Raw genomic sequence first — 23,551 nt, 5'->3', positions numbered from 1 at the left:
GGAAAATGATGAAATTTTGTAAAAAATGTGTGATGCCAGATACTAAACCTGATTTACATTTTGATGAAGAAGGAATTTGTGATGCTTGTCGTTCTCAAGAAAGCAAAAATCAAGAAATTAATTGGCAAGAAAGAGAAAAAGAATTTTTAGAACTCATTAAAAAATATAAAAAACATCCTATTTATGATTGTGTTATAGGAGTTAGTGGAGGTAAAGATTCACATTTTCAAACTATAAAAATGTTAGAACTCGGACTTAATCCTTTATGTGTTTGTTTTGAACCTAGTGTTCCTACTAAAATAGGACGAAGAAATTTAAAGAATTTAAATAAACTTGGTGTTGATTTAATTCATATAAAAAGAAATCCTAAAGTTTATAAAATTTTAGCAAGAGAGGGATTTCAGAGAACAGGTGATACTGAGTGGCAAAACCATTTAGGAATTTTTACAACTGTTGTGAGAACGGCTGTAAATTTTAATATACCTTTAATGATTTGGGGCGAAAGTCCACAAATTGAATATGGTGGTCCTGCAAGCAGTAAAACAAGAAATACACTCGATAGAACTTGGCTTGAAGAATTTGGCGGACTCTTGGGAAATAGGGTATCAGATATGATTGGAGTGCAAGGATTAACCGAGAAAGATCTTTATTTTTACACATATCCAAGTGATGAAGAGATACAAAGAGTTGGTTTAACAGGGCTGTTTTTGGGATATTATTTTAAATGGGATTATAAGATAAACCTTAAAGTATCTAAAGAACATGGATTTTCTACTACAGATCGTCCTGTTGAAACTACTTATGAAAATTTCGAAAATTTGGATTGTTATTCTAATCATGTGCATGATTATCTAAAATACTGTAAATATGGTTTTGGAAGGGCAACTGATAATGCATGTTTAGATATTCGTTTAGGTTATATTAATCGAGAGCAAGGGGTGAAATTAGTCAATAAATATGATGGTAGGGTTCCAACAAAGGCTATTAAAAAATATTTAGAATTTAGTGGCTTTAGTGAAGAAGAATTTCAAAAAATCGTTGATTCTTTTACCAATAAAAAGATTTTTAAACGCGATGAAAAAGGTAGATTTTTAAAAGATTATGATGGTTCCTTGATTAGAAAAGAAGAGTATATTTTAAAATGATAGGTGTGATTGATTATGGAGCTGGAAATTTAAATTCTGTTTTAAAAGCTCTTGAAAAAATAGGTATTGAAAATTTTTTAATACGTAAAAAAGAAGATTTTTCTAAGGCTAAAAAACTTATATTGCCAGGGGTTGGATCTTTTAAAGATGCGATGACATATTTAAAGAAGATAGATTTTATAGAGCCTTTAAAAGAAGAAGTTTTACAGATAAAAAAGCCCATTTTAGGAATTTGTTTAGGTATGCAACTTTTTTTAGAAAAAGGTTATGAAGGTGGAATTTGTAATGGACTTGGTTTTTTAGAGGGGGAGGTAGTTGAATTTGAAAGAACTAATTTAAAAATTCCTCATATGGGATGGAATGATTTAGAAATTTTAAAACAAGAGCCTTTATATAAAGGTATTTCTTCATTAAATGATTTTTATTTTGTGCACTCTTTCTATGTAAAATGCGATGAAAAATTTATCAGCGCAAAGGCTCATTATGGTCATAAATTTACAGCTAGTATCCAAAAAGATAATATTTTTGGTGTTCAATTTCACCCTGAAAAAAGTCAAATTTTAGGCCTTAGACTTTTAGAAAATTTCTCAAGGCTTTAAAATGTTAAAAACTAGAATTATACCTTGTGTTTTACTTAAAAATGCACAATTGGTTAAAAGTATAGAATTTAAAGATTTTCGCACCATCGGCCATCTTACTTCAACGGTAAGAATTTATAATGCGCGTAATGTTGATGAACTTATTATTTTAGACATTGATGCTTCTAAAAATAAACAAATTGATTTTGAAAGTATAGAAGATCTTGCTAAAGAATGTTTTATGCCTTTAACAATAGGAGGTGGTATTAAAACTCTTGATGATATACAAAAAATTTTAAATCTTGGGGCAGATAAAATTGCTATTAATTCTAAAGCTTTAGAGGATTCTGAATTTATTGTTAAGGCAGCAAATCGTTTTGGGGCACAATGTATAGTTTGTTCTATCGATGTTAAAAGAAAAGAAGATCGCTTTTGTGTTTATAATAAAGGAGAATTATTAGATATCAATCCTTTGGAGCTTGCTTTAAAGTATGAAAGTTTAGGTGCTGGTGAAATTTTACTTACTTCTGTGGATTTTGAGGGAAGGGCGCAAGGGTATGATTTGGAGCTTTTAAGCTTATTTAAAAATAAACTTAAAATTCCTCTTATTATTAATGGGGGATTAGGAAAGCCAAGTGATGCTATCAAAGCTTTAAATATGGGTGCTGATGCTTTAGCTGGAGCCTATATATTTCATTTTTCCCAATACACTCCAAAGGACATTAAAGAAGAATTAACTAAGGAAGGTTTTGCTGTAAGGAATTTTTAAGACTCATAAAAAAAATTTCTTTATCTTGGAATATTTTTTTTGAGGTAACTTGAAAACCAAATTTTTTATGTAAATTTATAACTTTTTGATTTTCAGAAAATATTTCTAAAATCATTTCTTTTTTTTTAAAAATTGAAAAAGAATAATAAATGCTTATTTCTTCTAAAATTCTACCCAATCCTAGAATATTTAAAAATGGGTTGGAGTAAAATCCAAATTCAATTGTGGAGTTATTTTTTTCTTTGAAATTAATACTTCCTAGAATTTGATCATTGTAATTAATGCAAAAATATTGTTTTTGATTATTTTGTTTTAAAATTTTGATAAATTTTTCATGTTCTAATTTTGAAATATAATGAGTATTATAAAGATATTTTTTAATTTTTGGATGATTACGATAAGATCTGATTTTTTCTTTTTTATTTTCATCTAAGTTGATATAGTTTTCAAGTATAAAAAAATTTTTTTCAGTTTTTAAAACAATATTTTTATTTTCTAATATAATATGTTCTATGATTTCTTCATTTTTGTCAAAAATAAGATTTCTTTGTTTTATAATTAAAGTTTTCATATTGCCCATCCTTGATCAAAAGATAGGCAGAAATTTATTTTTACCCCCCCCCCCAGAGGATGACTGTAGGGTTCTTGTATTTTTTGTTCATTGATGTTGTATAGATATATATTAAACATATTTTCAACCTCCTTTTCAATTTGAAAATCATTTTTGAAATAAAGTTTTAAAGCTTTTTCATTATCTTTTAAGACATGTGCTTTTAAAATTTTTATCTTTAAAATTTCAAAAGCGTATTTTTTGACTTCATTCATTAAAATTTGTCCCACTCCTCTTAAGTCTGGTTTGGCATAAAGTCCAAAATAACAACTTTCTTTTTTGATATTAACAAAATCAATCACACCTATAGCTTTGTTATCTTCAAATACTAAAAAATATTTTTTAGTTTCATCTTGTTTTAAATTATCAATAAAATATTTATGTTCTTTGATGCTAAAGTTTTTAGTGTGCATAAATTTATTAACTTTTTTATTATTTCTCCATTGCCAAACCAATATAACTTCTTGCTCATTAAGTTCGGTAAAATTTTTTAATTTGATCAAAGTCTATACTCCACTTCATAACCTTTTTTTGCAAGCCAATCAGCGGTTGGTCTTTGATTTTCTATATAGCAAATTGCTTTAAATTTAGCTTTTAAAAGCAATGCTTCATTAACCAAAGAACTTGCGCTAATAATAAGTTTTTCGCTTTCATTCATAAGTCTAGCAATATTATCATAATCGATAAAAAGCTTAATATTTGGATTTTCCTTGACTAAATTTTTAAGTTTTTTAAGATTTTTATTTGAAGAACTTGTAGCGATAGCTATTTTTTTATTGCTTGAAAGTTCATTTGCAATACTTAAAGAAATATTTTTAATATCTGTTCCACCCATGCAAATAAAAAAATCCCATATTTTATCTCTTTTTTCTTTAGCTTCAATATAAAACTCATCTCTAATTAAAGCATAGGAAAATCCGCATCTAAGCTCACACTTAAAAGGAACTAAACCTTCATAATCACTAGCTTTTGCACAGGCATTGACATTAAGTAAAATATCGCAATGATGAGGATTTATAGTATCATCAAAGCTTAAAATTTTAATTCCCGTTTCAAGTTTGATCAATTTTTCATCATCAGCTTTAATTTCATAATGATCAATTACAAGTAAATCAAATTTATGCTCTTTTATAAGGTGGATAAGTTCATAAATGCTAGCACTTTGTAATTCAAAAACAGGATAAGGAATTTCATCGATCAAAGAGCCCTCTAAGGGTAAACAAGCAAAGCTTACATCTTCGTATTGTTTTGCTAAGACAAGATCTCGTTTAATATGCCCAAATCCTATTTGAGTCGAACTGTCGCTTCTAAATAAAACTTTCATGATTTACCTTATAAAGTATCTTTGCAAATTCTAAATCTTGAGGTGTATCGATATCACAAACTAAATTTCTTGGGAGTAAAAATACACTTGAGTAAGGTCTAAACATAAAATCATTTTCGAGCCAAGCTTTGCTGGTGCCAAAATAAAAAGCCCCGGCATCATGATAAGCTTTAGTTAGATCTTGGGAGCAGCTTTGGTAATGCTTTTCATCAAACATATAAACTTGTCTTTTTTCATCCAAATAAAAAGCTCTTTGTATGGGATAATCAAATTCACAAGCGCTAAATAGGAATTGGCTTTTATTTTGTATAAAATTTTCAAAGGCTTGTTTTAAAATATCAGCGCTAATGAGCGGAGCTGTGGCATAAAGACAACAAACATGATTATAATTTTGTCCTTGTTTTTGTAAAATTTGTATCGCATCTTGTATTACAGCGGTACTTGAAGCATAATCATCGCTTAGTTGAGTGGATCTTTTAAAAGGAATTTTAGCGCCAAATTTTAAAGCAACTTCGATGATTTCTTCATCATCGCTTGAAACTATAACTTCATTAAAAATTTGAGAATTTAAAGCATTTTCTATACTATAAGAAATTAAAGGTTTTCCTAAAAAATCTACAATATTTTTTCTAGGAATTCTTTTTGAACCACCACGCGCAGGTATGATGCAAAGATTTTTCATGTTTTCTACTTTTTATATTTTTTGTTTTATTTTACCAAATTTTAAGTATAATCATCTTTAAAATATGAAAAGGTTATCAATGCTTATTAATAAAACTTATGAAATTTCTTCTTGTGATGATGTAGAACTTAATATTAAAAGAACTTCAAAACTAGAATATCGTATGACTTATGATGATGAAAAACAAATGAAAGCTATAGTTTTTGTAATTGGTGGATATGGAGCTAATGCTAATATTTCTTTTTTAGATTTTGATAGAGAATATATCGCTAAAAAATTTGATGTAGTTGTAGTAAATGTTTTTTATCATTGTTTTTGCCAAAGAAGATCAAATGAGGAAAAGTATAGCGCTACAACAATGTTTATAGAGGATGATTTGCAAAATTTAAAAAAAGCTTTAGAGGCTATTGGTATAAATGCATATGATTTAAATATTCACAATGCAGATAACTATTATCAAATTTTAAATCAAACAATATCAAATTTTAAATCAAATCATCAAATCCCTCAAGATTATAAAGCTTGTTTTACTTCAACTTTTGTCCCACCCAATGATGAATATCAAAACTATGGCATTATGGCTGCTATTGATCATATCAATGCTTTAAAAGATATTGTTAAAAATTATCCACAATTTGAAAATTTACCAAAGATCTACGGCGGGGGGTCATATGGTGGATACTTATCTTTACTTATAGCAAAAATTGCTCCTTGGTATGTGGATGGAGTGATTGATAATTCGGGTGGAGCTTTACCTGTAATTGAAGGATTAATAGGCAAGGAATTGTTAAGATTTGATTATACTTTTAATGATCCAAATACAATTATAGGATGTAATATCAAAACCTATTGGACAAGAAAAGATCCTAATTCTCCTTATTATTTTAAAGATGAAAATTATATAATGAGAGCGATTTTAAATTCTTCTCATCTTATCCTTGGGGCTAATGTTAATCCAAATATTATTTATGTTTCTTACCATAGTATCAAAGATCTTGCGACTCCCGCTAAAGACAAAATAGAACTTTATAAATGTTTTAAACAACTTAATCTTGATGCAACTTTGCATTTAATCCAAGATGAAAAAGATATCGATGGTAAAATGATTAAAAGCTTAGAACATGGTATGAGAATGACAGATAAAGCTTTGTTTAGGAAAGAACTTCCTTTAATGCTTGAAAAATTAAAAGATAGAAAATCTCCCATGAGAGAAAATTCTATTTCTTATCCGTGCAAAAACAAGGTTTTTAAATTTAAAGATGAAGGTGATAAATTTAAACTTGAAATTATTTAAATTATAAAAAATTTGGTAAAATTTTATAATTAAATTTTAAAAGGAAGATAATGACAGCATATCTACATATAGGTACTACAAATACAGGAAATCAAGAAAAACAAGGTTTTTTGATGCAAAATGAAGAAAAACTTTTAGAAAAAGGTTATATTTATCCAAAAAGTCTTAGGGTGGCAAATAGGCACTGGGCTTTAGTAGATATAGTTTTGGAATTGGTTAAAAAAGAAAAATTAAGCCGAAATATTTTAGAAGATTTAAGCAATGAAAGATTATTAAGAACTATAGAGAATTTTAAAATTGAAAGTGCATTACATAAGGATAAGAAATTTATTTTTTCAGCTGAAGGCATAGTTTGGGATTTTTCTACTAAAAGACATGTTGAAATTTTAGAAAGAGTTATGAGAGAGTTGGGATTTAAAAAGATTTATATAATTGTATATTTTAGAGATATTTTAGGATATTTAAATTCGCATTGCTCTCAAGATCATAAAAATAATATGGGGTATTATTCTGCTGATTTTGCACCTTATAATCATCCTAGAAAGTATATTTTTGATTATGAATGGATTTGTAAAACTCATTCAGAAGTTTTTGGAGGAGAAAATTTAATTGTAAGACTTTTGAGAGAAGATTATGTTGGAGGAACTTTACTTAAAGATTTTGTTTATCATTTGGGGCTCGAATGGGATGAGAGTTTTATTTTAAAACAGACCAAAAATGAAAGTTTTAATCTCTTAGGAATGGAGCTTATGTCTAGACTTAATAAAAAAGATTTACAACAAGATAATTTAAATTCTTTACTTTTTATGGCAAGAAGAAAATTTGAAGGTACGCAAGAAAAAAGATTGAAATTTGCGGTTCAAAAAGATATAGCTAAAGCTTATGTAGATTATTTTACCCCTTCTCTTGAATGGGTAAGACAAAAGTATTTTCCACACAAAAAGTCTCTTTTCGCTCCTATAAATTGGGATGAGTATAAAGAAAACTATACTTTAAAAGATGTTAAAAAAGAAGACTGGGATAATATTGTCGATTTTATAGCTCAAATTATCATCTCTAAAAACAAAATCATTCAATCTTTAAAAGAATATTAAGATAAGTTTTTGACTTATCTTAATCTTTCATAGCAAGTTCTAGCATTTTTTGAATATTTTCAAAGCTTTCAAAATTTTCAGGAGTTATAAATTCAGCTTTTAAAGGTTTTTTGTAATATTTTTCTATTTCAGCTACTAAAGCCATGATATCAATACTATCAATAAAATCTTCGCTAACCAAATTCGTCATGCTTTCATCAATATCGGTTCTTTCTATATTGATAAAAAATTGTTTAACGTTTTGCATTTTATTCCTTTGTAATTTTTAAAATCGTATTATCACTTAAATTTAAAATTAAGTCAAATTTTTGGTTTTAAAGGCCATTAAATATTTTCAAATTTCATTTAAATAACCCCTATCAATCTTACCATTTTGATTGAGTTTAAAACTATCAATTCTTTTAAAATGTTTAGGTATCATATAAAGAGGTAATTTATCTTTTAAAAATATTCTAAAATCAATTTCTTCTTTACTCTCATAAAAACAAATAATCTCTTCTTTAAAAACACAAGCAGAGTTTCTTACTTTATCATGGGAATTAATAATATTTTCTATTTCTCCTAGTTCTATTCTATGACCCATGTATTTAATCTGATTATCAGCTCTTCCATAGCATAACAATTCTTCAAATCCATTATAAGCAACAATATCTCCTGTCTTATAGAGTAAGTCTAAATAATTATCATGTAAAGGATTTTGTATAAAAGCTTTATTTGTTTTTTCTTTGTCATTGTAATATCCTAAGGATAAAGAAGTTCCTCTTATATATAATTCTCCTTTTTTACCTATTTCTTTAGTACTTATATAATTCATATTTTCATCAAAGACTAGAAGTTCTGTATTTTTACAAGCTTTACCAATTGGTAAGAGTTCATCATCTTTAAAAGGACGGTTGATGATGTAGTAGGTGCAAACATCAGTGATTTCAGTAGGACCATAAAGATTAGCAAATAAACTTTGAGGTAAATGTTTTCTCCAGATATTAAGTTGCTTATTGGGCATGATTTCACCACAAAAGAGTATTTTTTTGAGATGTTTAGAAGAAAAATTATCTAAAGCTTCTGTATTTGCAAAATAAATCAATACTGAAGGCACCCAAAATATCGTACTTACTTTTTCTTGTTCTAAGCATTGTAATACTTTAGCAGGAAAAGTAAAGATATGATTAGGGATGATATGTAAAGTTGCGCCCACTTTTACACTTGAAAAAATATCTAAAACACTATTATCAAAATAAAATGGAGCTTGATTAGCTAAAATTTCATTCTCATCAAAATCAAAAGTTTCACATACCCAAAACGTATAATCAATCACACTCTTATGAGCTATACTTACTCCTTTAGGAATTCCTGTACTTCCACTTGTAAAAAGTACATAAAGTAAATTAGTGTCAATGTGTTTTTCTTTGGCTTTAGTGATTAAATTTTCATCTGTATTAAAACTTTTAAAATCTTGTGTATATAAAGTAGGTAAATTTAAATCTAAATTTAAATCTTTAGAAGTGATTAGAAGTTTTGGTTTTAAAACTTCTATAACTTTTTCTATTCTTTCTTTGGGACTTTTTTCATCTAAGAGTGTATAAAAGTTTCCACTTAAAGCTACACCAAAAAAAGAAATCAAACAATCAATGCCTTTAGGTAAGATAATAAGAATGGCTTTTTGTAAAGGTAAAGTATCATTATTTAACTTTCTTAGAATTTCACTGGCAACTTTTTTAGAATAAAGATCAAATTCTTTATAAGTGATTTCTTTTCTTTCTTTGGTAAAAGGTTCAACAAAGGCTATTTTTTCACTAAAATTTTCAACACTTTTTTCTAGAAAGTTGTAGATGTGGGTGAGCATGATTTTCCTTTATTTTTTAAATTGACAATTAGAAAAATAAATTTTTTAAATTATTTAATCATAATTGTATTTAAATATTATTAATTTTTTTAATATAAATATTAATCAAATTGTCTAAAATTTGTCTAAAATTTTTTATATATAGCTAATTTATCGTTTGTAAGTTTTTGATTTATAGCTTGAACATATTCTTTAGAATTATAAATTTCAATAGTATCGCCGGCGAATTCTTTTTTTGAGTAGCTTTTTATTTTATTAACTATATTTCTAATTTTATAAATATCACATGCGTATGATAGTTTTAAATCTCTAACATAATAATTTATATTTATATTTTTCTTGTTATGTTTATCTACTATAAGACCTTTAAAATTTTTAAAATATCTGCAAAAAGTTTTATTTTTTTCTTCTACATAGTGAACTAAAGCATGACCTTCATTTGATCCAAATATCATATATTTTCCATTTTTTTTAACTAAAATATCATAAACACTATTTTTACCAAAGCAACTTGTTGTATTTTTTAAGAATATTTTTTGATTAGATCCTTTTATGGCAAAAGAAAATATTGGATCGTTTGTTCTTTGGACATTTTTTAATTTTCTAAAATATTCTGTTAAAATTCCAACTTCGCTTTTTGACTCTTGTTTATTGTAAATTTTATTTTTGCAAAAATTGTAGGTAAAAGTAGGCATAATTAAAGTACCATCTTTACCAATGGCTTCAAAGAAGCACTCTAATATTGTTTGTAAAAATTCATTTCTAGGGAGTAAAGGCTTTCCAAATTTGAAAAGTTGGACATGCACGCATAGAATATCACCATTTTTTATACCTAGCTGATAAAAAGTTTCTATTAAATCAATATCAGAATATTTTTTACAATTGTATTCTAAAATATATTTCATTTGATTAATTTAAACTCCAATATTTTTTTTAATAAATCTTGAAATTCATAAGCTTGCATATTTAAAATTTCAGCTATGTCGATGATGTCATTTTTTCCATCACAATAGGCTAGAAAATTACAAGCCAAGGGTATATCATTAGCCGTGCTAAGTGTATGATAAAGCCCTCTTTTTCCAAGATTTGGTTCGCAAAAAATAGTATTTTTATAAATTTCATTAATTTCCAAATTTAAAATTATTTCTTGCATGCTTCCAAGTCCACCCATTAAACCTTTAGGGCTAATGAAACTTAAATCATCTTTAGAAGTGTGATATTCTTGATATTCTAAATATTTTGATCTGCATATCCCAACAACACCCAAATTTACAAGCGGAGCATTGTATTGTCTCTCATCAGATCCACGATATAAAAAACTATATTCTTTAAAATTTTCCTTAATTTTAAGTGTATGCAAAGCTACTTTATCGCTTAGTGAGTTTTCTTTAGGTGTGTGTATAAGTGAGTAAGCATTATCATCGCCTAAACATGTAAGTGCAAAACCCGCTTTAAGGTATTTTTGCAAGTGTTTTAAATGTTTGCTAAGATAGACTATAGAGCCTATCGTTTCGGGGATAATAACAAAACGATAATTGTATTTTCTTTCTTTTAAATTTAAAAGCCATTTAGCAAGATAAATGGCCACTATTGGTCCACTTAATTCATTATTTGCCATTGATGGATGACAAAGATAAGTAGAGATTAAAATTTCTTCCTTGGAATTTTTTGTACTAGGTATAATAAAATCTGCGTAATTTAAAACCCCATTTTCATCATGCTTAGCATCGATAAAAACGCGGTATTTTCCTTGTTTTAATTTTTTTCTTTCATTGTGTGTGATACAAAATCCCCAACGCTTTTTATAATAACTTGTTACATAAGGAATAGCATCAGGTTCTTCTTCAAGGGAATAAAGATGATTTTGCAATTCATCAAGTTCTATTTCTTTGTCAATGCCTTCACTATAGTTTATAACATGCAGATTATGTTTTTTAAAATCACAAATTTTTTCTCCATTTGGAGTGATAATAAAAGCATCTTTTATATACCATTCAGGCGGAACTATCCAGTCAAAAACTTTAGTTCCACTTTTAATAGAGTGAATTTGTAAATTACCCCCCCCCGCCAGAGCATTATCTAAAATATATAAACTATCTCTAAAGCCTTGTCCTGTTATACTTCTACAGATTGGAAAAAGTTCTTTAGCAAGTTCATACATTGCCTTTCCAGTATTTTCAAAATTAAGACTTCTAAAATCAAGACTATCCACAATATCCCTTTTTAATTTTTTCAAGTATATCAAATAGAGTATCTTTTACAAATTTAGCATCTTGCAAATTCATTTCTTGATGACAGGGGATGCTAAGCTCTGCTTTATAAAAATTATCTGCATTTTCAAGTCTTATTTGTCCTAAAAGTTTTTTATAAAAGCTAAATTCATATGTTGGCTTGTAATGTACCTGTACGCCAATACCTTTATCCAATAAAGCTTGAAAAATATCTTCTTTTTGGCAATAAAATTCAGGAAAAAGCAAGATAGGATATAAATGCCTAGAGCTTTTTTTATAATTTTTAATTTTAATAATGGAAAAATAAGGATTTTTTTCAAATTCTTTATCGTAAAATTGGGCAATTTCTTCTCGTTTTTCCAAATTTCTATCTAATTTTTTAAGTTGATTAATCCCTAAAGCACAAGCAACATCACTTAAGCGATAATTATAGCCAAGTTCAAGCATATCGCTATCCCAAAGTCTTTTTTTTGATATCCCATGACTTCTTAAAAGTTTAATTTTTTTTATAAGTTCCTCATTATTACTAATGACTGCACCGCCTTCAAAGGTGGTAATAGGTTTTACTGGATGAAAAGAAAAAATGCTTAAATCTGCTTTTTTTCCCACTTTTTCATTTTTATAATAAGCCCCTAAAGCATGACTTGCATCATCGATTAAAGGGATATTGTAGTCTTTGCAAAGTTTATAAATTTCATCCATTTCTACACTATTACCAGCATAATCAACAACACAAATTGCCCCTATATCTTCGCTTTTTGCCTTTAACCTTTGTTCTATTTTTTTTTCATCGATATTGCCATCACTTTTAATATCAATAAATTCAACTCTTGCACCAGCCATTAAAGCCGCATTAGCTGTTGCTGCGAAAGTAAGAGGCGTGGTGAGTATAGTTTTATTTTTGACATTTAAAGCACTATAGGCTAAATGTAAAGCTGAGGTAGCTGAATTTAAAACACAAGCATATTTTACATCTATATATTCACACAAAGCTTGTTCAAAATCTTCAACTTTTTTTCCACCGGTTAAAATTTCTCCCTTTAAAGCATCGACAATAGCTTCAATATCACTCTGATCGATATTTTGATGAGAATAAGTAAGCATTATTCAAATTCCGTATGATCGATAATATCTAAAAGATCTTTTTCGCTCACCCATTCTTGATTATTGTCTGAGCTATAAGAAAAACCATCTTTAACTTTTTGTCCCTTTTCGCCTTTAGCATTGATGCTAAAATCGCTCTTTATATTTGTAAATTGGATACTTGGGCTAATTACATAATAAGTGTTAAATTCATAAGTTAAATGACTATCATCACTTGAAATCATTGTTTCATGTAACTTTTCCCCTGGTCTAATACCAATGATTTTTGTTTTTAAATTTGGTGCTAAGGCATGAGCTAAATCTGTAATTTTCATCGATGGAATTTTTGGAACAAAAACTTCTCCTCCATGCATGATTTCAAAATTACTTAAAACAAATTTAACCCCATCTTCAAGGCTAATCCAAAATCTTGTCATTCTTTCATCTGTAATAGGAAGCTCTTTAGTACCTTCTTTAATCAGTTTTTTAAAAAATGGGACAACAGAACCTCTTGAACCCACTACATTTCCATATCTAGCGACACTAAATTTTGTATTTTTATTTCCAGCGATATTGTTAGCTGCAACAAAAAGTTTATCGCTTGCAAGTTTAGTTGCACCATATAAATTGACCGGATTACACGCTTTATCTGTGGAAAGTGCGATGCATTTTTCAACATTATTTTCTAAACAAGCATCGATCACATTTTGTGCACCATTAATATTTGTTTTTATACACTCCATAGGATTATATTCAGCCACGGGAACATGCTTCATAGCCGCTGCATGAATAACATAATCAACATCATTCATAGCATAATTTAATCTTTCTTTATCCCTTACATCTCCTATAAAATATCGCATACAAGGGTGATTAAATGAAATTGCCATTTCAAATTGTTTTAATTCATCCCTTGAAAAAATAATGATTTTATTTGGCTTGTAATTTTGGAGTAAAATTTTAGTATAAGTCTTTCCAAAGCTTCCTGTTCCACCTGTTATAAGAATATTTTTACCATTAAACATTTATCCTCCTTTATAAATATTTTATTTTCAATGATATTTTTTGTAAGAATTTTAAGCAATAAATGTTCCATAAAAATTTATTTTAAAATTCTAGGCAAAGTTATGCCTGTTTGAGCTTGATATTTGCCTTGTTTATCGCGATAAGTAGTATCACATCTTTCATCGCCTTGCAAAAATAAAACTTGAGCTATACCTTCATTAGCATAAATTTTAGCAGGTAAAGGGGTAGTGTTTGAAATTTCTATAGTGATGTGCCCCTCAAATCCAGGCTCAAATGGAGTTACATTGACTATAATTCCACATCTTGCATAGGTGCTTTTACCAAGACAAATGGCTAAAACATCATCAGGCATTCTAAAATACTCTATCGTTCTTGCGAGTGCAAAAGAATTTGCAGGAACGATACATTCATCGCCTATAAAGTCAACTACATTTTGTTCTAAAAAATTTTTAGGATCAACTACCGTAGAATTAACATTGGTAAAAATTTTAAATTCACGCCCTACACGTATATCATATCCATAACTTGAAAGTCCGTAGCTTACAACCCCCTTACCTATATTTGCTTCACAAAACGGTTCAATCATTTTGTGCTTAAGTGCCATTTTTCTGATCCAATTATCCGCTTTTAAACCCATATTTAACCTTAAATTAAATTCTTTACAATAAGAGATTATAGCTTATTTTTTTATATTTTTAGGAATTTTTTGTTTTTTTAAAGTTAAATTTTAAGTTTTTCAATATAATACTAGATTAAGTTCTTAAAATCAGGAGAAATTAATGACAAAAGAAGAGATTAAAGAATTAGTCAATTTATTTGCAGAAGCTAATATTAGTAAAATTAAGATTAAAGAACAAGATGGTTTTGAAATTGAACTTGAAAGGGATATGTGCTGTGATATTCCAGCTCCGGTTTGTCCTACAACACCGGCACCACAACCTATTAATGTTAATGTTGTAAATGAAACACATTCTAATCATACAAAATCTAATAATCCAACTATTAACAGCCCTATGGTAGGTACATTTTATCAAGCTCCAAGCCCAGGTGCTGCTCCATTTGTAAAGGTAGGTAGCACTGTAAAAAAAGGAGATGCAATTGCTATTATAGAAGCTATGAAGATTATGAATGAAATTGAAGCTGAATTTGATTGTAAAATTGTAGAAATTTTAGTTGCTGATGGACAGCCTGTAGAATTTGGTATGCCTTTATTTACAGTGGAGAAATTATAATTATGGAAATTAAAAGCGTTTTAATAGCCAATAGAGGAGAGATAGCTTTAAGAGCTTTAAGAACCATTAAAGAAATGGGCAAAAAAGCGATTTGTGTGTATTCTGAAGCAGATAAGGATGCTTTGTATTTAAAATATGCTGATGCGAGTATTTGCATAGGAAAAGCAAGAAGTTCTGAAAGCTATTTAAATATTCCAGCTATTATTACTGCGGCTGAGATTGCTGAAGCAGATGCTATTTTTCCAGGTTATGGTTTTTTAAGTGAAAATCAAAACTTTGTTGAAATTTGTACCAAACACAATATTAAATTTATAGGTCCTTCTGTAGAAGCTATGAATTTAATGAGTGATAAAAGTAAAGCAAAACAAGTAATGCAAAGAGCTGGTGTACCGGTAATTCCAGGAAGTGATGGGGCTTTAGCAGGTGCTGAAGCAGCTAAAAAACTTGCTAAAGAAATTGGTTATCCTGTAATTTTAAAAGCAGCAGCTGGCGGTGGTGGTCGTGGAATGAGAGTTGTTGAAAATGAAAAAGATCTTGAAAAAGCTTATTGGTCTGCTGAAAGCGAAGCAGTGACAGCTTTTGGAGATGGTACTATGTATATGGAAAAATATATACAAAATCCACGTCATATAGAAGTGCAAGTGATTGGGGATAGTTTTGGAAATGTGATTCATATAGGTGAAAGAGATTGCTCTATGCAAAGACGTCATCAAAAATTAATCGAAGAATCTCCAGCGATTTTACTAGATGAAAAAACACGTACAAAACTTCATGAAACCGCAGTTAAAGCGGCTAAGGCTATCGGTTATGAAGGTGCTGGAACTTTTGAGTTTTTAGTAGATAAAAATTTAGATTTTTATTTTATAGAAATGAATACACGCTTGCAAGTTGAACATTGTGTGAGTGAAATGGTTAGTGGTATTGATATTATTGAGCAAATGATTAAAGTTGCAGAAGGCCAAGCTTTACCTTCTCAAGAAGATATTTTGTTAAAAGGCCATTCCATAGAATGTAGAATCACAGCTGAAGATTCTCAAACCTTTTTACCTTGTCCAGGTAAGATTACAAAATATATTGCTCCAGCCGGTCGTAATGTTAGAATGGAAAGTCATTGTTATCAGGATTATTCTGTACCACCTTATTATGATTCTATGATAGGAAAACTTGTGGTTTGGGCAGAAGATCGTAATAAAGCTATTTCTAAGATGAAAGTAGCTTTAAATGAACTTATTGTCGGAGGTATTAAGACAACTAAAGATTTTCATCTTGCTATGATGGATAATGAAGATTTTATTAAAAACAATTACGATACAAATTATCTTTCTAGACATTAATCAAATTTAGGTTTTATCCTAAATTTGGTTATCTTAAATATTCTATATTTATTTTTGAACGCAATTTATCAAAATAATCTTGGATATAATTTTGTCTTTGTTCGCCAACATAAGCGTTTAAAACATCATTTTTAATTTGTTCAAAATCTGGAGTTTGTATACCACCTTTATTTTCTACTTTATAAATTTGATACCCATTTTTAGAATTTAAAATTGGAGAAAAGTCACCTATAGAAACTTGAGATAAAAGGCTTAAAAGTCTAGGATCTGCATTTTCTGGAGTAAGAATAGCATTTTCAGCTTTAAGCATAGTTTTTTTATTGATTTTTAAAGATTCTAAAAAATTTATATTTTGAGAAGTATAAATTTTTACAGCAATTTCTGTAAAAATACTAAATTTATCTTGATGCTGTTCAAAAAATTTTTTAGCACCTATATCGCTATAATCTATTTTAGCTGTATTAGCTATTTGATCATATAATTTTCTTTTTTCTAAATCTTTTTTAAAATTTTCTCTAAATTGTTCATAAGTTTGCCCTTTAGTTTTTAGATCAGCTTTAAGCATATCAAGTGTAATATTATTTTGAGAGAGCATTTTATCAATAGCATTATCAAGCTCTAATTCGCTTGTAAAAATCCCAAATTTTTTCATTTGAGATTTTTCCATTTTTTCATTGATTAAAACTTGTAAAGCTTCATTTTTAGAAAGGTGTAGCTTTTCCATTTTTTCATTAATATCGTAAGTTGTAATAGGTTCTTTATCGACAACTATAGCAATAGCATCGATCGTATTCGCACTTGTTAAATTTGCAAAAAAACAAAAACTTAATAAAATTTTTTTCATTTCAAACCTTTATTTAAGTGTAAATATCGCATTATATCAATAAAAATTTAAGAAAAGGCAAAAAATGGAAGAAAAACTTGTAACTCGTTTTGCACCAAGTCCTACAGGATATCTTCATATAGGAGGATTAAGAACGGCACTTTATAGTTATTTATATGCTAGAAAAAATAAAGGTAAATTTTTACTCCGTATTGAAGATACTGATCTTAAAAGAAATTCTAAAGAAGCAACTAAAGCTATTATAGAAGCTTTTAATTGGTGTGGACTTGACTATGATGGAGAAGTAACTTACCAATCTGAACGTTTTGAAATTTATAAGAAATATATTCAAAAGCTCTTAGATGAAGGCAAGGCTTATTATTGTTATATGAGTAAAGAAGAATTAGAAGAATTGCGTGCCAAACAAGAAGCCGCCAAAGAGCGTCCAAAATATGATGGGAGATATAGAGAATTTAAAGGCATACCACCTCAAGATATAAAGCCTGTTGTCCGTATTAAGGCACCTCAAAGTGGAGAAATTTTTTTTATGGATGGTGTAAAAGGTGAGGTTAAATTTAAAGTTGAAGATATTTTAGATGATTTTATTATTGCAAGAAGCGATGGAACACCTACTTATAATTTTACAGTTGTAATTGATGATGCTTTAATGGGTGTTAGCGATGTTATCCGCGGAGATGATCATCTTTCTAATACCCCAAAACAAATCATTCTTTATGAAGCTTTAGGTTTTAAAATTCCAAAATTTTATCACGTAGCTATGATTCATGGAGAAGATGGAAAAAAACTTTCAAAACGTCACGGAGCCACTGATGTTATGGAATATAAAGCTATGGGAATTTTGCCTCAAGCCTTACTTAATTTTCTTGTACGTTTAGGTTGGAGTCATGGAGATGATGAAATTTTTTCACTTGAAGATTTAAAAAAACTTTTTGATCCAAATCATATTAATAAAAGTGCATCTTGTTATAATTTTAAAAAGTTAGAATGGCTTAATGCACATTATATTAAAACTTTACCTTTTGAAGAGATAAATCATCAACTTAAAGAACTTGGATTTGATTTATTAGTTTATGAAAAAGCAGAATTTTTGCTTGATTTATTAAGAGAGCGTGCTAAAACTTTACTTGAAATCATTAATGGAGCTAAAAGTATTATAGAATCGCCTAAAAGTTACGATGAACAAGCTGTTAATAAATTTGTGAATGAAAAAAATCTTTCTTTATTAAAAAAATATGCAAATGAATTAGGCAATCAAAGCTTTGCAAGTGATTTTGAAAGTTTTACTAATGAATTCTTACAAAAAAATGATGTAAAATTAAAAGAACTTGCTCAGCCTATACGTATTGCTTTAACTGGTACGGCTGTAAGCCCTAGTATTTTTGAGGTTTTAGAGTTTTTAGGAGTTGAGGAGTGCAAAAAAAGAATGGAAATTTTTTTAAAAAGGATGATAAAATGAATTTAAGAGAAGAAGCCTTAAGATATCATTTGGGTGGTAAAGTTAGTATCACCCCTTTAAAACCAATGGATACAAGTCATGATTTATCTCTAGCTTATAGCCCAGGCGTAGCTGAGCCTTGTTTGGAAATTGCTAAAGATAAAGAATTAGCATATCTTTATACAAATAAAGCAAATTTAGTAGCTATTGTGAGTGATGGTTCTGCTGTTTTAGGACTTGGAAATATTGGAGCGCAAGCTTCTAAGCCAGTTATGGAAGGTAAGGCTTGCTTGTTTAAAAAATTTGCTAATGTTAATGCTTATGATATAGAGATTAATGCTCATAGTGTTGATGAAATTGTTACATTTTGTAAAGCTTTGGCTCCAACAGTTGGTGGAATTAACTTAGAAGATATTGCAGCGCCAAAATGTTTTGAAATTGAAGCAGCTTTGCAAGATCTTGGAATTCCTGTTATGCATGATGATCAGCATGGAACAGCGATTATATCCACTGCAGGGCTTATGAATGCGATGGAAATTAGTGGAAAAAAATTTAAAGATATTAAAGTAGTTGTTAGTGGAGCAGGAGCTGCTGGAATTGCTAGTGCTAAAATGTATAGAAATTTAGGAGTTGAGCATATTGTTTTAGTGGATAGTAAGGGAGTAGTTAGTAAAGATAGAATTGATTTAACTCCACAAAAACTTGAGTTTGCTCTAGATTCTAAAGAAAAAACATTAAAAGATGCTTTAAAGGGGGCGGATGTATTTTTAGGACTTAGTGCTCCAAAAATTCTTGATGATGAGATGATTTTATCTATGGCTAAAGATCCTGTTATTTTTGCCTTAGCAAATCCTATTCCAGAAGTTATGCCAGAAGATGTTTCAAGGCTTAGAAAAGATGCAATTGTAGGTACTGGAAGAAGTGACTATCCTAATCAAATCAATAATGTTTTAGGTTTTCCTTTTATCTTTAGAGGCGCTTTAGATGTAAGAGCAACTAAAATCACTGAAAATATGAAAATAGCTGCAGCAAGGGCTTTGGCTGATTTGGCAAAATTGCCCGTAAGTGATGCAGTTAAAAAAGCTTATGAAATTGACTTTTTAGAATTTGGCAGAGATTATGTTATTCCAAAACCTTTTGATGAAAGAGTAAGAGCAGCAGTAAGTACCGCAGTAGCAGCAGCAGCTGTTAAAGATGGGGTAGCTTTGATTAAAGAATTTGATGAGAAAGCTTATTTTGAAAGCTTAAAATGAATAAAGTTTTTTGTGCAAATCATCCTTTAATACAACATAAACTAGGTCTTTTACGTGATCAATTTACAAAACCTTTTCAATTTAGAATGTTAATTGATGAAATTTCAACTTTTTTACTTTTTGAAGCAACTAAAGATTTGAATTTGAAAGAAGTTCAAATTCAAACTCCTGTTTCAAAAGCCAAAGTAAAAAAGCTGAATGAAAAAATTATGATCTGTCCTATTTTAAGAGCCGCATTAGGTATGCTTGATAGTGTTTTTAGATTAATTCCTGATGCCAGTGTGGGTTTTTTAGGCTTTTCAAGAAACGAAGAAACTCTTAAAGCAGATTTTTATTTTGAAAAAATTCCACAAGATGCAGCTAAACGCGTAGCTATTGTTATAGATCCTATGTTTGCTACTGGAGGAACGGCGATAGAGGCTTGTAATTTTTTGAAATCAAAAGGTATGAAAAAAATTAAATTTATTTCAATACTTGCTACACCACAAGGGATTGAAAATTTTAGAAAAGTACATCAAGATATTGAAATTTATACAGCTGCTATTGATGAAGAGTTAAATGAAAAAGGTTATATAGTTCCAGGACTTGGAGATGCAGGAGATAGAGTTTTTAATACTCTAGATTGATCATGATTTTTGGTAAATTTGATTATATTAATTTGTTACCTTTAAGTACTTATCTTAAAAAATATCCTTTGCCTAATGGCTTTAAAGCAACACTTTTTTATAAAAAAGGCGAACCAAGTTATTTTAATAAAGAATTATTTTATCGTAGAGTTGATGGCGCTATGACTTCGAGTATTGAAAGTGTTAGAAAAAAATATAAAAATTTGGATGTTGGAATTTGTGCTAATAAAAAAGTTTTAAGTGTCTTGGTTGAAAAAAATTCATCCAAAGCCAAAGATCCTAGCTCAGCTACATCAAATGCTTTATCTCAAGTTTTAGGTTTAAAAGGTAAGGTTATTATAGGTGATAAAGCTTTAAAACTTTATATAAAAGATCCTAATGCTTATGTAGATTTGTGTAATTTATGGTATAAAAAAACTAATTTGCCTTTTGTTTTTGCGCGTTTCTCATGTATACAAAAAAAGATTTATTTTTCTAAAATTTTAAAAAAATTTGCTAGAGAAAGAATTAAAATCCCACAATACATACTTCAAAAATACGCTCAAAAAAAAGAAATATCAGCTAAAGATATTAAATATTATTTAAGCGAGATTATTTATTATAATATAACTCATAAGGAAAAAAAAGCCTTAAAACGTTTTAATGATGCGGTTAAATTTAAAAAAGAAATTTAATATTCAAAATTTCTTAATTCTTTAACCGTTCCTAATAATATAATCACATCTCCGCTATAAGCTACCGTTGTTTCAAAATCAGGCAATATTTCCCAGTCATTATTTAGTTTTTTATAGGCAATTACCCTCATATTTTGTGCGATATGTTTGAGCGAATTTCCAGCTAATTTTTCATCTACATTGATTTTAATCGCTCGAATAGTATTTGCTGATAAATCAAATACTTCAAATTCACTTTCTCTAACAAGAAATTCTTTAACTAATCTTTTCGCACTTTCTTTTTCAGGATAAATGACTTTTGTAGCACCTAATTTAGATAGAATTTGTCCATGAATATTTGAGGTAGCCTTTGCAATGATATTATTAACTCCTATATCTTTAAGAGCCATTAAGGTGAGAATTGATTTTTCTACATTGTCTCCAATGCTTACAATCACCACCTCAACATCATGAAACCCAGCTTCTTTTAAAGCTGTTACATTTGTAGAATCAAGTATATAAGCATAACTTGCTGGATTAGATATATTTTTTAAAGCTTCCTCATCTTTATCAGCAACAATTACTGTATTTCCTGCAGAGATTAATTCTTCTGCAACAACTGATCCAAATTTCCCAAGACCAATAATTCCATAACTATTATTTTTCATAATTTTGCCTTTTATAGATTGATTTTTCCTTCAGGAAATCTAATATGTATTGCCTTATCTTGCTTAAAGACGGAGAGTAAAAATGCAAAAACTCCAATCCTTCCGCTAAGCATCATAATAATAATAATAATTTTGCTTGGATTGGTAAATGAAGCACAAAGAGAAAGTGTTTCCCCATTGCCAACTGAAATTCCAACGGTTGCAAATGCCGAAGAGGTTTCAAATAATAAAGGAAGAAAATTAAAATGAGATTCTAATAAAGAAAGCAAAATAACAGCAACTATAATATAAACTGCTGATCCTATTGCTATAACAAAAGCTCTTGATATAGTCTCTTGAGAAATTTCGTGTCCAAATATTCTTACTCTGCCATCTCTAATACTCCAATACGCATAGAGTAAAAGCGTGATAACTGTAGTAATTTTCATTCCTCCAGCTGTTCCTCCAGGTGCTCCTCCTATAACCATAAATAAAGATCCAAAAAACAAACTAGCATCATTTAAATGATTAATGTTTAAGGTGTTAAAACCTGCTGTGCGGTAATTGATTGCAGTAAAGTATGAACTTAAAATTTTATCAAATAAAGAAAAATTTCCCATTGTTTTAGGGTTGGAGTATTCCAAAGCAAGAATAATCACAGTTGAAGAAAGAATTAGAATAATAGTTGATAAAACAACAACTTTTGTATGCAAGCTAAGATTAGACAAACGTTTTTTTTGAAAAAAATAAAGTTCCACTAAAACAAAATATCCAAGACCACCAATGATAATAAGAGTGGTAATGATTAAATTAATCGCAATATCATTTTTATAAGTAGAAATTCCATGTTTAAAAATACTAAAACCAGCATTATTAAAAGCACTAATGGAATGGAAAATTCCAAACCAAAGAGCTTTTTTAAAATCCATATCAAGAGCAAATCGCATGGTTAAAAGTAAAGCACCTGCTAATTCTATAATAAAAATAAAAAGTAAAACTTTTTTAAAAAATTTAAAAAGTCCATCCATGCTCGGATAAAATAGAGATTCTTTTAGTAAATTTCTACCACTAAACCCCACTTTTTTTCGTATGAGTAAATATACAAAAAAGCCTATACTCATATATCCTAAACCGCCAATTTGAATTAGTATTAGTAAAATAATTTGTCCAAGAAATGTAAAATCTACAGCAGTATTTTTTACAACCAATCCAGTCATACTGATCGCTGATGTACTTGTAAAAAAGGCGTCAAGAAAGGTAATAGGAGTCGTATGAGCCCAATTTGAATGCAAAAAGACAGCTCCGATTAAAGCAATAATGATGTAACCAACTAATAAAATTTTAAAAGTCCGTCTATCTAGTCCAAATTGTTTCAAAAAAACCCTCATTTTAAAATTTTAAAGCAGGAATTTTATCTGATAAAAACTTTAAGGCAAATAAATTTTTAATTCTATATTTAAACTTAAATTAAAGAAAAAAAGATAAAATTACATTTTTTAAAACTTCAGCTTTAAAAAAGCGAAAAATGTTTTTACTGGTTGGATAGCTCAGTCGGTAGAGCAGCAGACTGAAAATCTGCGTGTCGGCAGTTCGATTCTGCCTCTAACCACCATTCTTTTTTTATAAATCTTTCTTTAATTTTTAGCATAAATTTTAAATTTCTAGTGTATGATTTTAGGAAAATAAAATTACAAGGTTTATTAATGAGATTATTGTTTCTTATTTTCTTTTTAAATTTAAATCTTCTAGCAGAAAATTTTTTAGATTTTGCTAAGAATAATATTAAAAAAGAACAAAATATAAGTCAAGAAAATTCTACAAAACGTATTAAAATTCCTACTCATTAAA

The 23,551-nt window shown here is 28.7% G+C and carries 26 protein-coding genes and 1 tRNA gene; 13 read left to right on the top strand and 14 right to left on the bottom strand.

The window, feature by feature from the left end; translation table 11 throughout:
- The first annotated feature begins 8 nt into the window (after positions 1 to 8).
- Genes pseA through CMOL_RS04905 form a run of 3 tightly spaced genes read left to right on the top strand, consistent with a single transcriptional unit; the run spans position 9 to position 2,492 of the window.
- Positions 9 to 1,145: a pseudaminic acid biosynthesis protein PseA gene (pseA, locus tag CMOL_RS04915; RefSeq protein WP_239819943.1), complete on the top strand. Its 1,137-nt coding sequence runs from the start codon at positions 9 to 11 to the stop codon at positions 1,143 to 1,145.
- On the top strand, positions 1,142 to 1,744 hold the full coding sequence (hisH, locus tag CMOL_RS04910; RefSeq protein ID WP_239819942.1) for an imidazole glycerol phosphate synthase subunit HisH: 603 nt from the start codon (positions 1,142 to 1,144) through the stop codon (positions 1,742 to 1,744). The genes pseA and hisH overlap by 4 nt, the downstream gene beginning before the upstream one ends.
- A 1-nt stretch (position 1,745) precedes the next feature.
- Positions 1,746 to 2,492 carry a HisA/HisF-related TIM barrel protein gene (locus CMOL_RS04905; RefSeq protein ID WP_239819941.1) on the top strand — a complete coding sequence of 249 codons (747 nt, stop codon included), beginning with the start codon at positions 1,746 to 1,748 and terminating at the stop codon, positions 2,490 to 2,492.
- Here CMOL_RS04905 and pseH (CMOL_RS04900) read toward each other — a convergent pair.
- Genes pseH (CMOL_RS04900) through pseF form a run of 4 tightly spaced genes read right to left on the bottom strand, consistent with a single transcriptional unit; the run spans position 2,461 to position 5,108 of the window.
- Positions 2,461 to 3,063, bottom strand: a complete 603-nt coding sequence (gene pseH, locus CMOL_RS04900) for a UDP-4-amino-4,6-dideoxy-N-acetyl-beta-L-altrosamine N-acetyltransferase (protein ID WP_239819940.1) — start codon at positions 3,061 to 3,063, stop codon at positions 2,461 to 2,463. The two genes, CMOL_RS04905 and pseH (CMOL_RS04900), sit on opposite strands and share 32 nt — an antisense overlap.
- Positions 3,060 to 3,605, bottom strand: a complete 546-nt coding sequence (gene pseH / locus CMOL_RS04895; RefSeq protein ID WP_239819939.1) for a UDP-4-amino-4,6-dideoxy-N-acetyl-beta-L-altrosamine N-acetyltransferase — start codon at positions 3,603 to 3,605, stop codon at positions 3,060 to 3,062. The genes pseH (CMOL_RS04900) and pseH (CMOL_RS04895) overlap by 4 nt, the downstream gene beginning before the upstream one ends.
- A complete protein-coding gene (gene pseG, locus CMOL_RS04890; protein WP_200283149.1) occupies positions 3,602 to 4,426 on the bottom strand; it encodes a UDP-2,4-diacetamido-2,4,6-trideoxy-beta-L-altropyranose hydrolase in 825 nt (274 codons plus the stop codon). Before pseG ends, pseH (CMOL_RS04895) begins: the two co-directional genes overlap by 4 nt.
- On the bottom strand, positions 4,410 to 5,108 hold the full coding sequence (pseF, locus tag CMOL_RS04885; RefSeq protein WP_239819938.1) for a pseudaminic acid cytidylyltransferase: 699 nt from the start codon (positions 5,106 to 5,108) through the stop codon (positions 4,410 to 4,412). Before pseF ends, pseG begins: the two co-directional genes overlap by 17 nt.
- A 79-nt stretch (positions 5,109 to 5,187) precedes the next feature.
- Here pseF and CMOL_RS04880 point away from each other — a divergent pair, with 79 nt between their 5' ends.
- On the top strand, positions 5,188 to 6,402 hold the full coding sequence (locus CMOL_RS04880; protein WP_239819937.1) for a DUF2920 family protein: 1,215 nt from the start codon (positions 5,188 to 5,190) through the stop codon (positions 6,400 to 6,402).
- A 50-nt stretch (positions 6,403 to 6,452) separates the two neighbouring features.
- Entirely contained in the window at positions 6,453 to 7,496 is a 1,044-nt protein-coding gene (locus tag CMOL_RS04875; RefSeq protein ID WP_239819936.1) for an acyl carrier protein, read from the top strand.
- Between the two features lie 19 nt (positions 7,497 to 7,515).
- Here CMOL_RS04875 and CMOL_RS04870 read toward each other — a convergent pair whose 3' ends face one another.
- The 7 genes from CMOL_RS04870 to dcd all read right to left on the bottom strand — a co-directional run bounded on the left by CMOL_RS04870 (position 7,516) and on the right by dcd (position 14,316).
- A complete protein-coding gene (locus CMOL_RS04870; protein ID WP_239819935.1) occupies positions 7,516 to 7,743 on the bottom strand; it encodes an acyl carrier protein in 228 nt (75 codons plus the stop codon).
- A gap of 87 nt (positions 7,744 to 7,830) precedes the next feature.
- Entirely contained in the window at positions 7,831 to 9,339 is a 1,509-nt protein-coding gene (locus CMOL_RS04865; RefSeq protein ID WP_239819934.1) for an AMP-binding protein, read from the bottom strand.
- A gap of 125 nt (positions 9,340 to 9,464) precedes the next feature.
- The gene (locus CMOL_RS04860) at positions 9,465 to 10,244 is read right to left on the bottom strand and encodes an AAC(3) family N-acetyltransferase (protein ID WP_239819933.1); all 780 of its coding nucleotides are present in this window, start codon (positions 10,242 to 10,244) and stop codon (positions 9,465 to 9,467) included.
- Entirely contained in the window at positions 10,241 to 11,551 is a 1,311-nt protein-coding gene (locus CMOL_RS04855; protein WP_239819932.1) for a DUF4910 domain-containing protein, read from the bottom strand. The genes CMOL_RS04860 and CMOL_RS04855 overlap by 4 nt, the downstream gene beginning before the upstream one ends.
- Positions 11,544 to 12,674 carry a UDP-4-amino-4,6-dideoxy-N-acetyl-beta-L-altrosamine transaminase gene (gene pseC, locus CMOL_RS04850; RefSeq protein ID WP_239819931.1) on the bottom strand — a complete coding sequence of 377 codons (1,131 nt, stop codon included), beginning with the start codon at positions 12,672 to 12,674 and terminating at the stop codon, positions 11,544 to 11,546. The genes CMOL_RS04855 and pseC overlap by 8 nt, the downstream gene beginning before the upstream one ends.
- A complete protein-coding gene (gene pseB / locus CMOL_RS04845; protein WP_239819930.1) occupies positions 12,674 to 13,678 on the bottom strand; it encodes a UDP-N-acetylglucosamine 4,6-dehydratase (inverting) in 1,005 nt (334 codons plus the stop codon). Before pseB ends, pseC begins: the two co-directional genes overlap by 1 nt.
- Before the next feature lie 77 nt (positions 13,679 to 13,755).
- The gene (gene dcd / locus CMOL_RS04840; protein ID WP_200281780.1) at positions 13,756 to 14,316 is read right to left on the bottom strand and encodes a dCTP deaminase; all 561 of its coding nucleotides are present in this window, start codon (positions 14,314 to 14,316) and stop codon (positions 13,756 to 13,758) included.
- Positions 14,317 to 14,458: 142 nt separating this feature from the next.
- Here dcd and accB point away from each other — a divergent pair, with 142 nt between their 5' ends.
- Positions 14,459 to 14,911: an acetyl-CoA carboxylase biotin carboxyl carrier protein gene (accB, locus tag CMOL_RS04835; RefSeq protein ID WP_200281782.1), complete on the top strand. Its 453-nt coding sequence runs from the start codon at positions 14,459 to 14,461 to the stop codon at positions 14,909 to 14,911.
- Between the two features lie 2 nt (positions 14,912 to 14,913).
- Positions 14,914 to 16,245: an acetyl-CoA carboxylase biotin carboxylase subunit gene (locus CMOL_RS04830; protein WP_239819929.1), complete on the top strand. Its 1,332-nt coding sequence runs from the start codon at positions 14,914 to 14,916 to the stop codon at positions 16,243 to 16,245.
- 28 nt (positions 16,246 to 16,273) lie between these two features.
- Here the strand turns inward: CMOL_RS04830 and CMOL_RS04825 are convergent, their stop codons facing one another.
- Positions 16,274 to 17,089, bottom strand: coding sequence for a peptidylprolyl isomerase (locus CMOL_RS04825; RefSeq protein ID WP_239819928.1), 816 nt, complete (start codon positions 17,087 to 17,089; stop codon positions 16,274 to 16,276).
- A gap of 64 nt (positions 17,090 to 17,153) precedes the next feature.
- Here CMOL_RS04825 and gltX point away from each other — a divergent pair, with 64 nt between their 5' ends.
- From gltX to CMOL_RS04805, 4 genes are read left to right on the top strand one after another with little or no spacing between them, the layout of a single operon-like run.
- Positions 17,154 to 18,545 (top strand): glutamate--tRNA ligase, encoded by a 1,392-nt coding sequence (gltX, locus tag CMOL_RS04820; RefSeq protein WP_200281787.1) that lies wholly within the window; start codon positions 17,154 to 17,156, stop codon positions 18,543 to 18,545.
- Complete coding sequence (locus tag CMOL_RS04815) at positions 18,542 to 19,777, top strand: malic enzyme-like NAD(P)-binding protein (protein WP_239819927.1); 1,236 nt, start codon at positions 18,542 to 18,544, stop codon at positions 19,775 to 19,777. Before gltX ends, CMOL_RS04815 begins: the two co-directional genes overlap by 4 nt.
- The gene (gene upp / locus CMOL_RS04810) at positions 19,774 to 20,403 is read left to right on the top strand and encodes a uracil phosphoribosyltransferase (protein WP_239819926.1); all 630 of its coding nucleotides are present in this window, start codon (positions 19,774 to 19,776) and stop codon (positions 20,401 to 20,403) included. The genes CMOL_RS04815 and upp overlap by 4 nt, the downstream gene beginning before the upstream one ends.
- Before the next feature lie 2 nt (positions 20,404 to 20,405).
- Positions 20,406 to 21,077, top strand: a complete 672-nt coding sequence (locus CMOL_RS04805; protein ID WP_239819925.1) for an MqnA/MqnD/SBP family protein — start codon at positions 20,406 to 20,408, stop codon at positions 21,075 to 21,077.
- On the opposite strand, the gene CMOL_RS04800 is transcribed toward CMOL_RS04805, so the two are convergent.
- A complete protein-coding gene (locus CMOL_RS04800) occupies positions 21,074 to 21,724 on the bottom strand; it encodes a potassium channel family protein (protein WP_200281792.1) in 651 nt (216 codons plus the stop codon). The two genes, CMOL_RS04805 and CMOL_RS04800, sit on opposite strands and share 4 nt — an antisense overlap.
- An 11-nt stretch (positions 21,725 to 21,735) precedes the next feature.
- The gene (locus CMOL_RS04795; protein WP_239820757.1) at positions 21,736 to 23,079 is read right to left on the bottom strand and encodes a TrkH family potassium uptake protein; all 1,344 of its coding nucleotides are present in this window, start codon (positions 23,077 to 23,079) and stop codon (positions 21,736 to 21,738) included.
- Between the two features lie 160 nt (positions 23,080 to 23,239).
- Here CMOL_RS04795 and CMOL_RS04790 point away from each other — a divergent pair.
- Together CMOL_RS04790 and CMOL_RS04785 are read left to right on the top strand one after the other, a co-directional pair.
- A tRNA-Phe gene (locus CMOL_RS04790) sits at positions 23,240 to 23,315 on the top strand.
- Between the two features lie 91 nt (positions 23,316 to 23,406).
- On the top strand, positions 23,407 to 23,550 hold the full coding sequence (locus CMOL_RS04785; protein ID WP_200281797.1) for a hypothetical protein: 144 nt from the start codon (positions 23,407 to 23,409) through the stop codon (positions 23,548 to 23,550).
- The last annotated feature ends 1 nt before the right edge of the window (position 23,551 follow it).

It is taken from the genome of Campylobacter sp. RM10537, assembly GCF_022369435.1.
Lineage (GTDB): Bacteria > Campylobacterota > Campylobacteria > Campylobacterales > Campylobacteraceae > Campylobacter_D > Campylobacter_D molothri.
The sequence above is the reverse complement of the archived record's forward strand: the minus strand, read 5'-3'. Positions and strand labels throughout refer to the sequence as shown.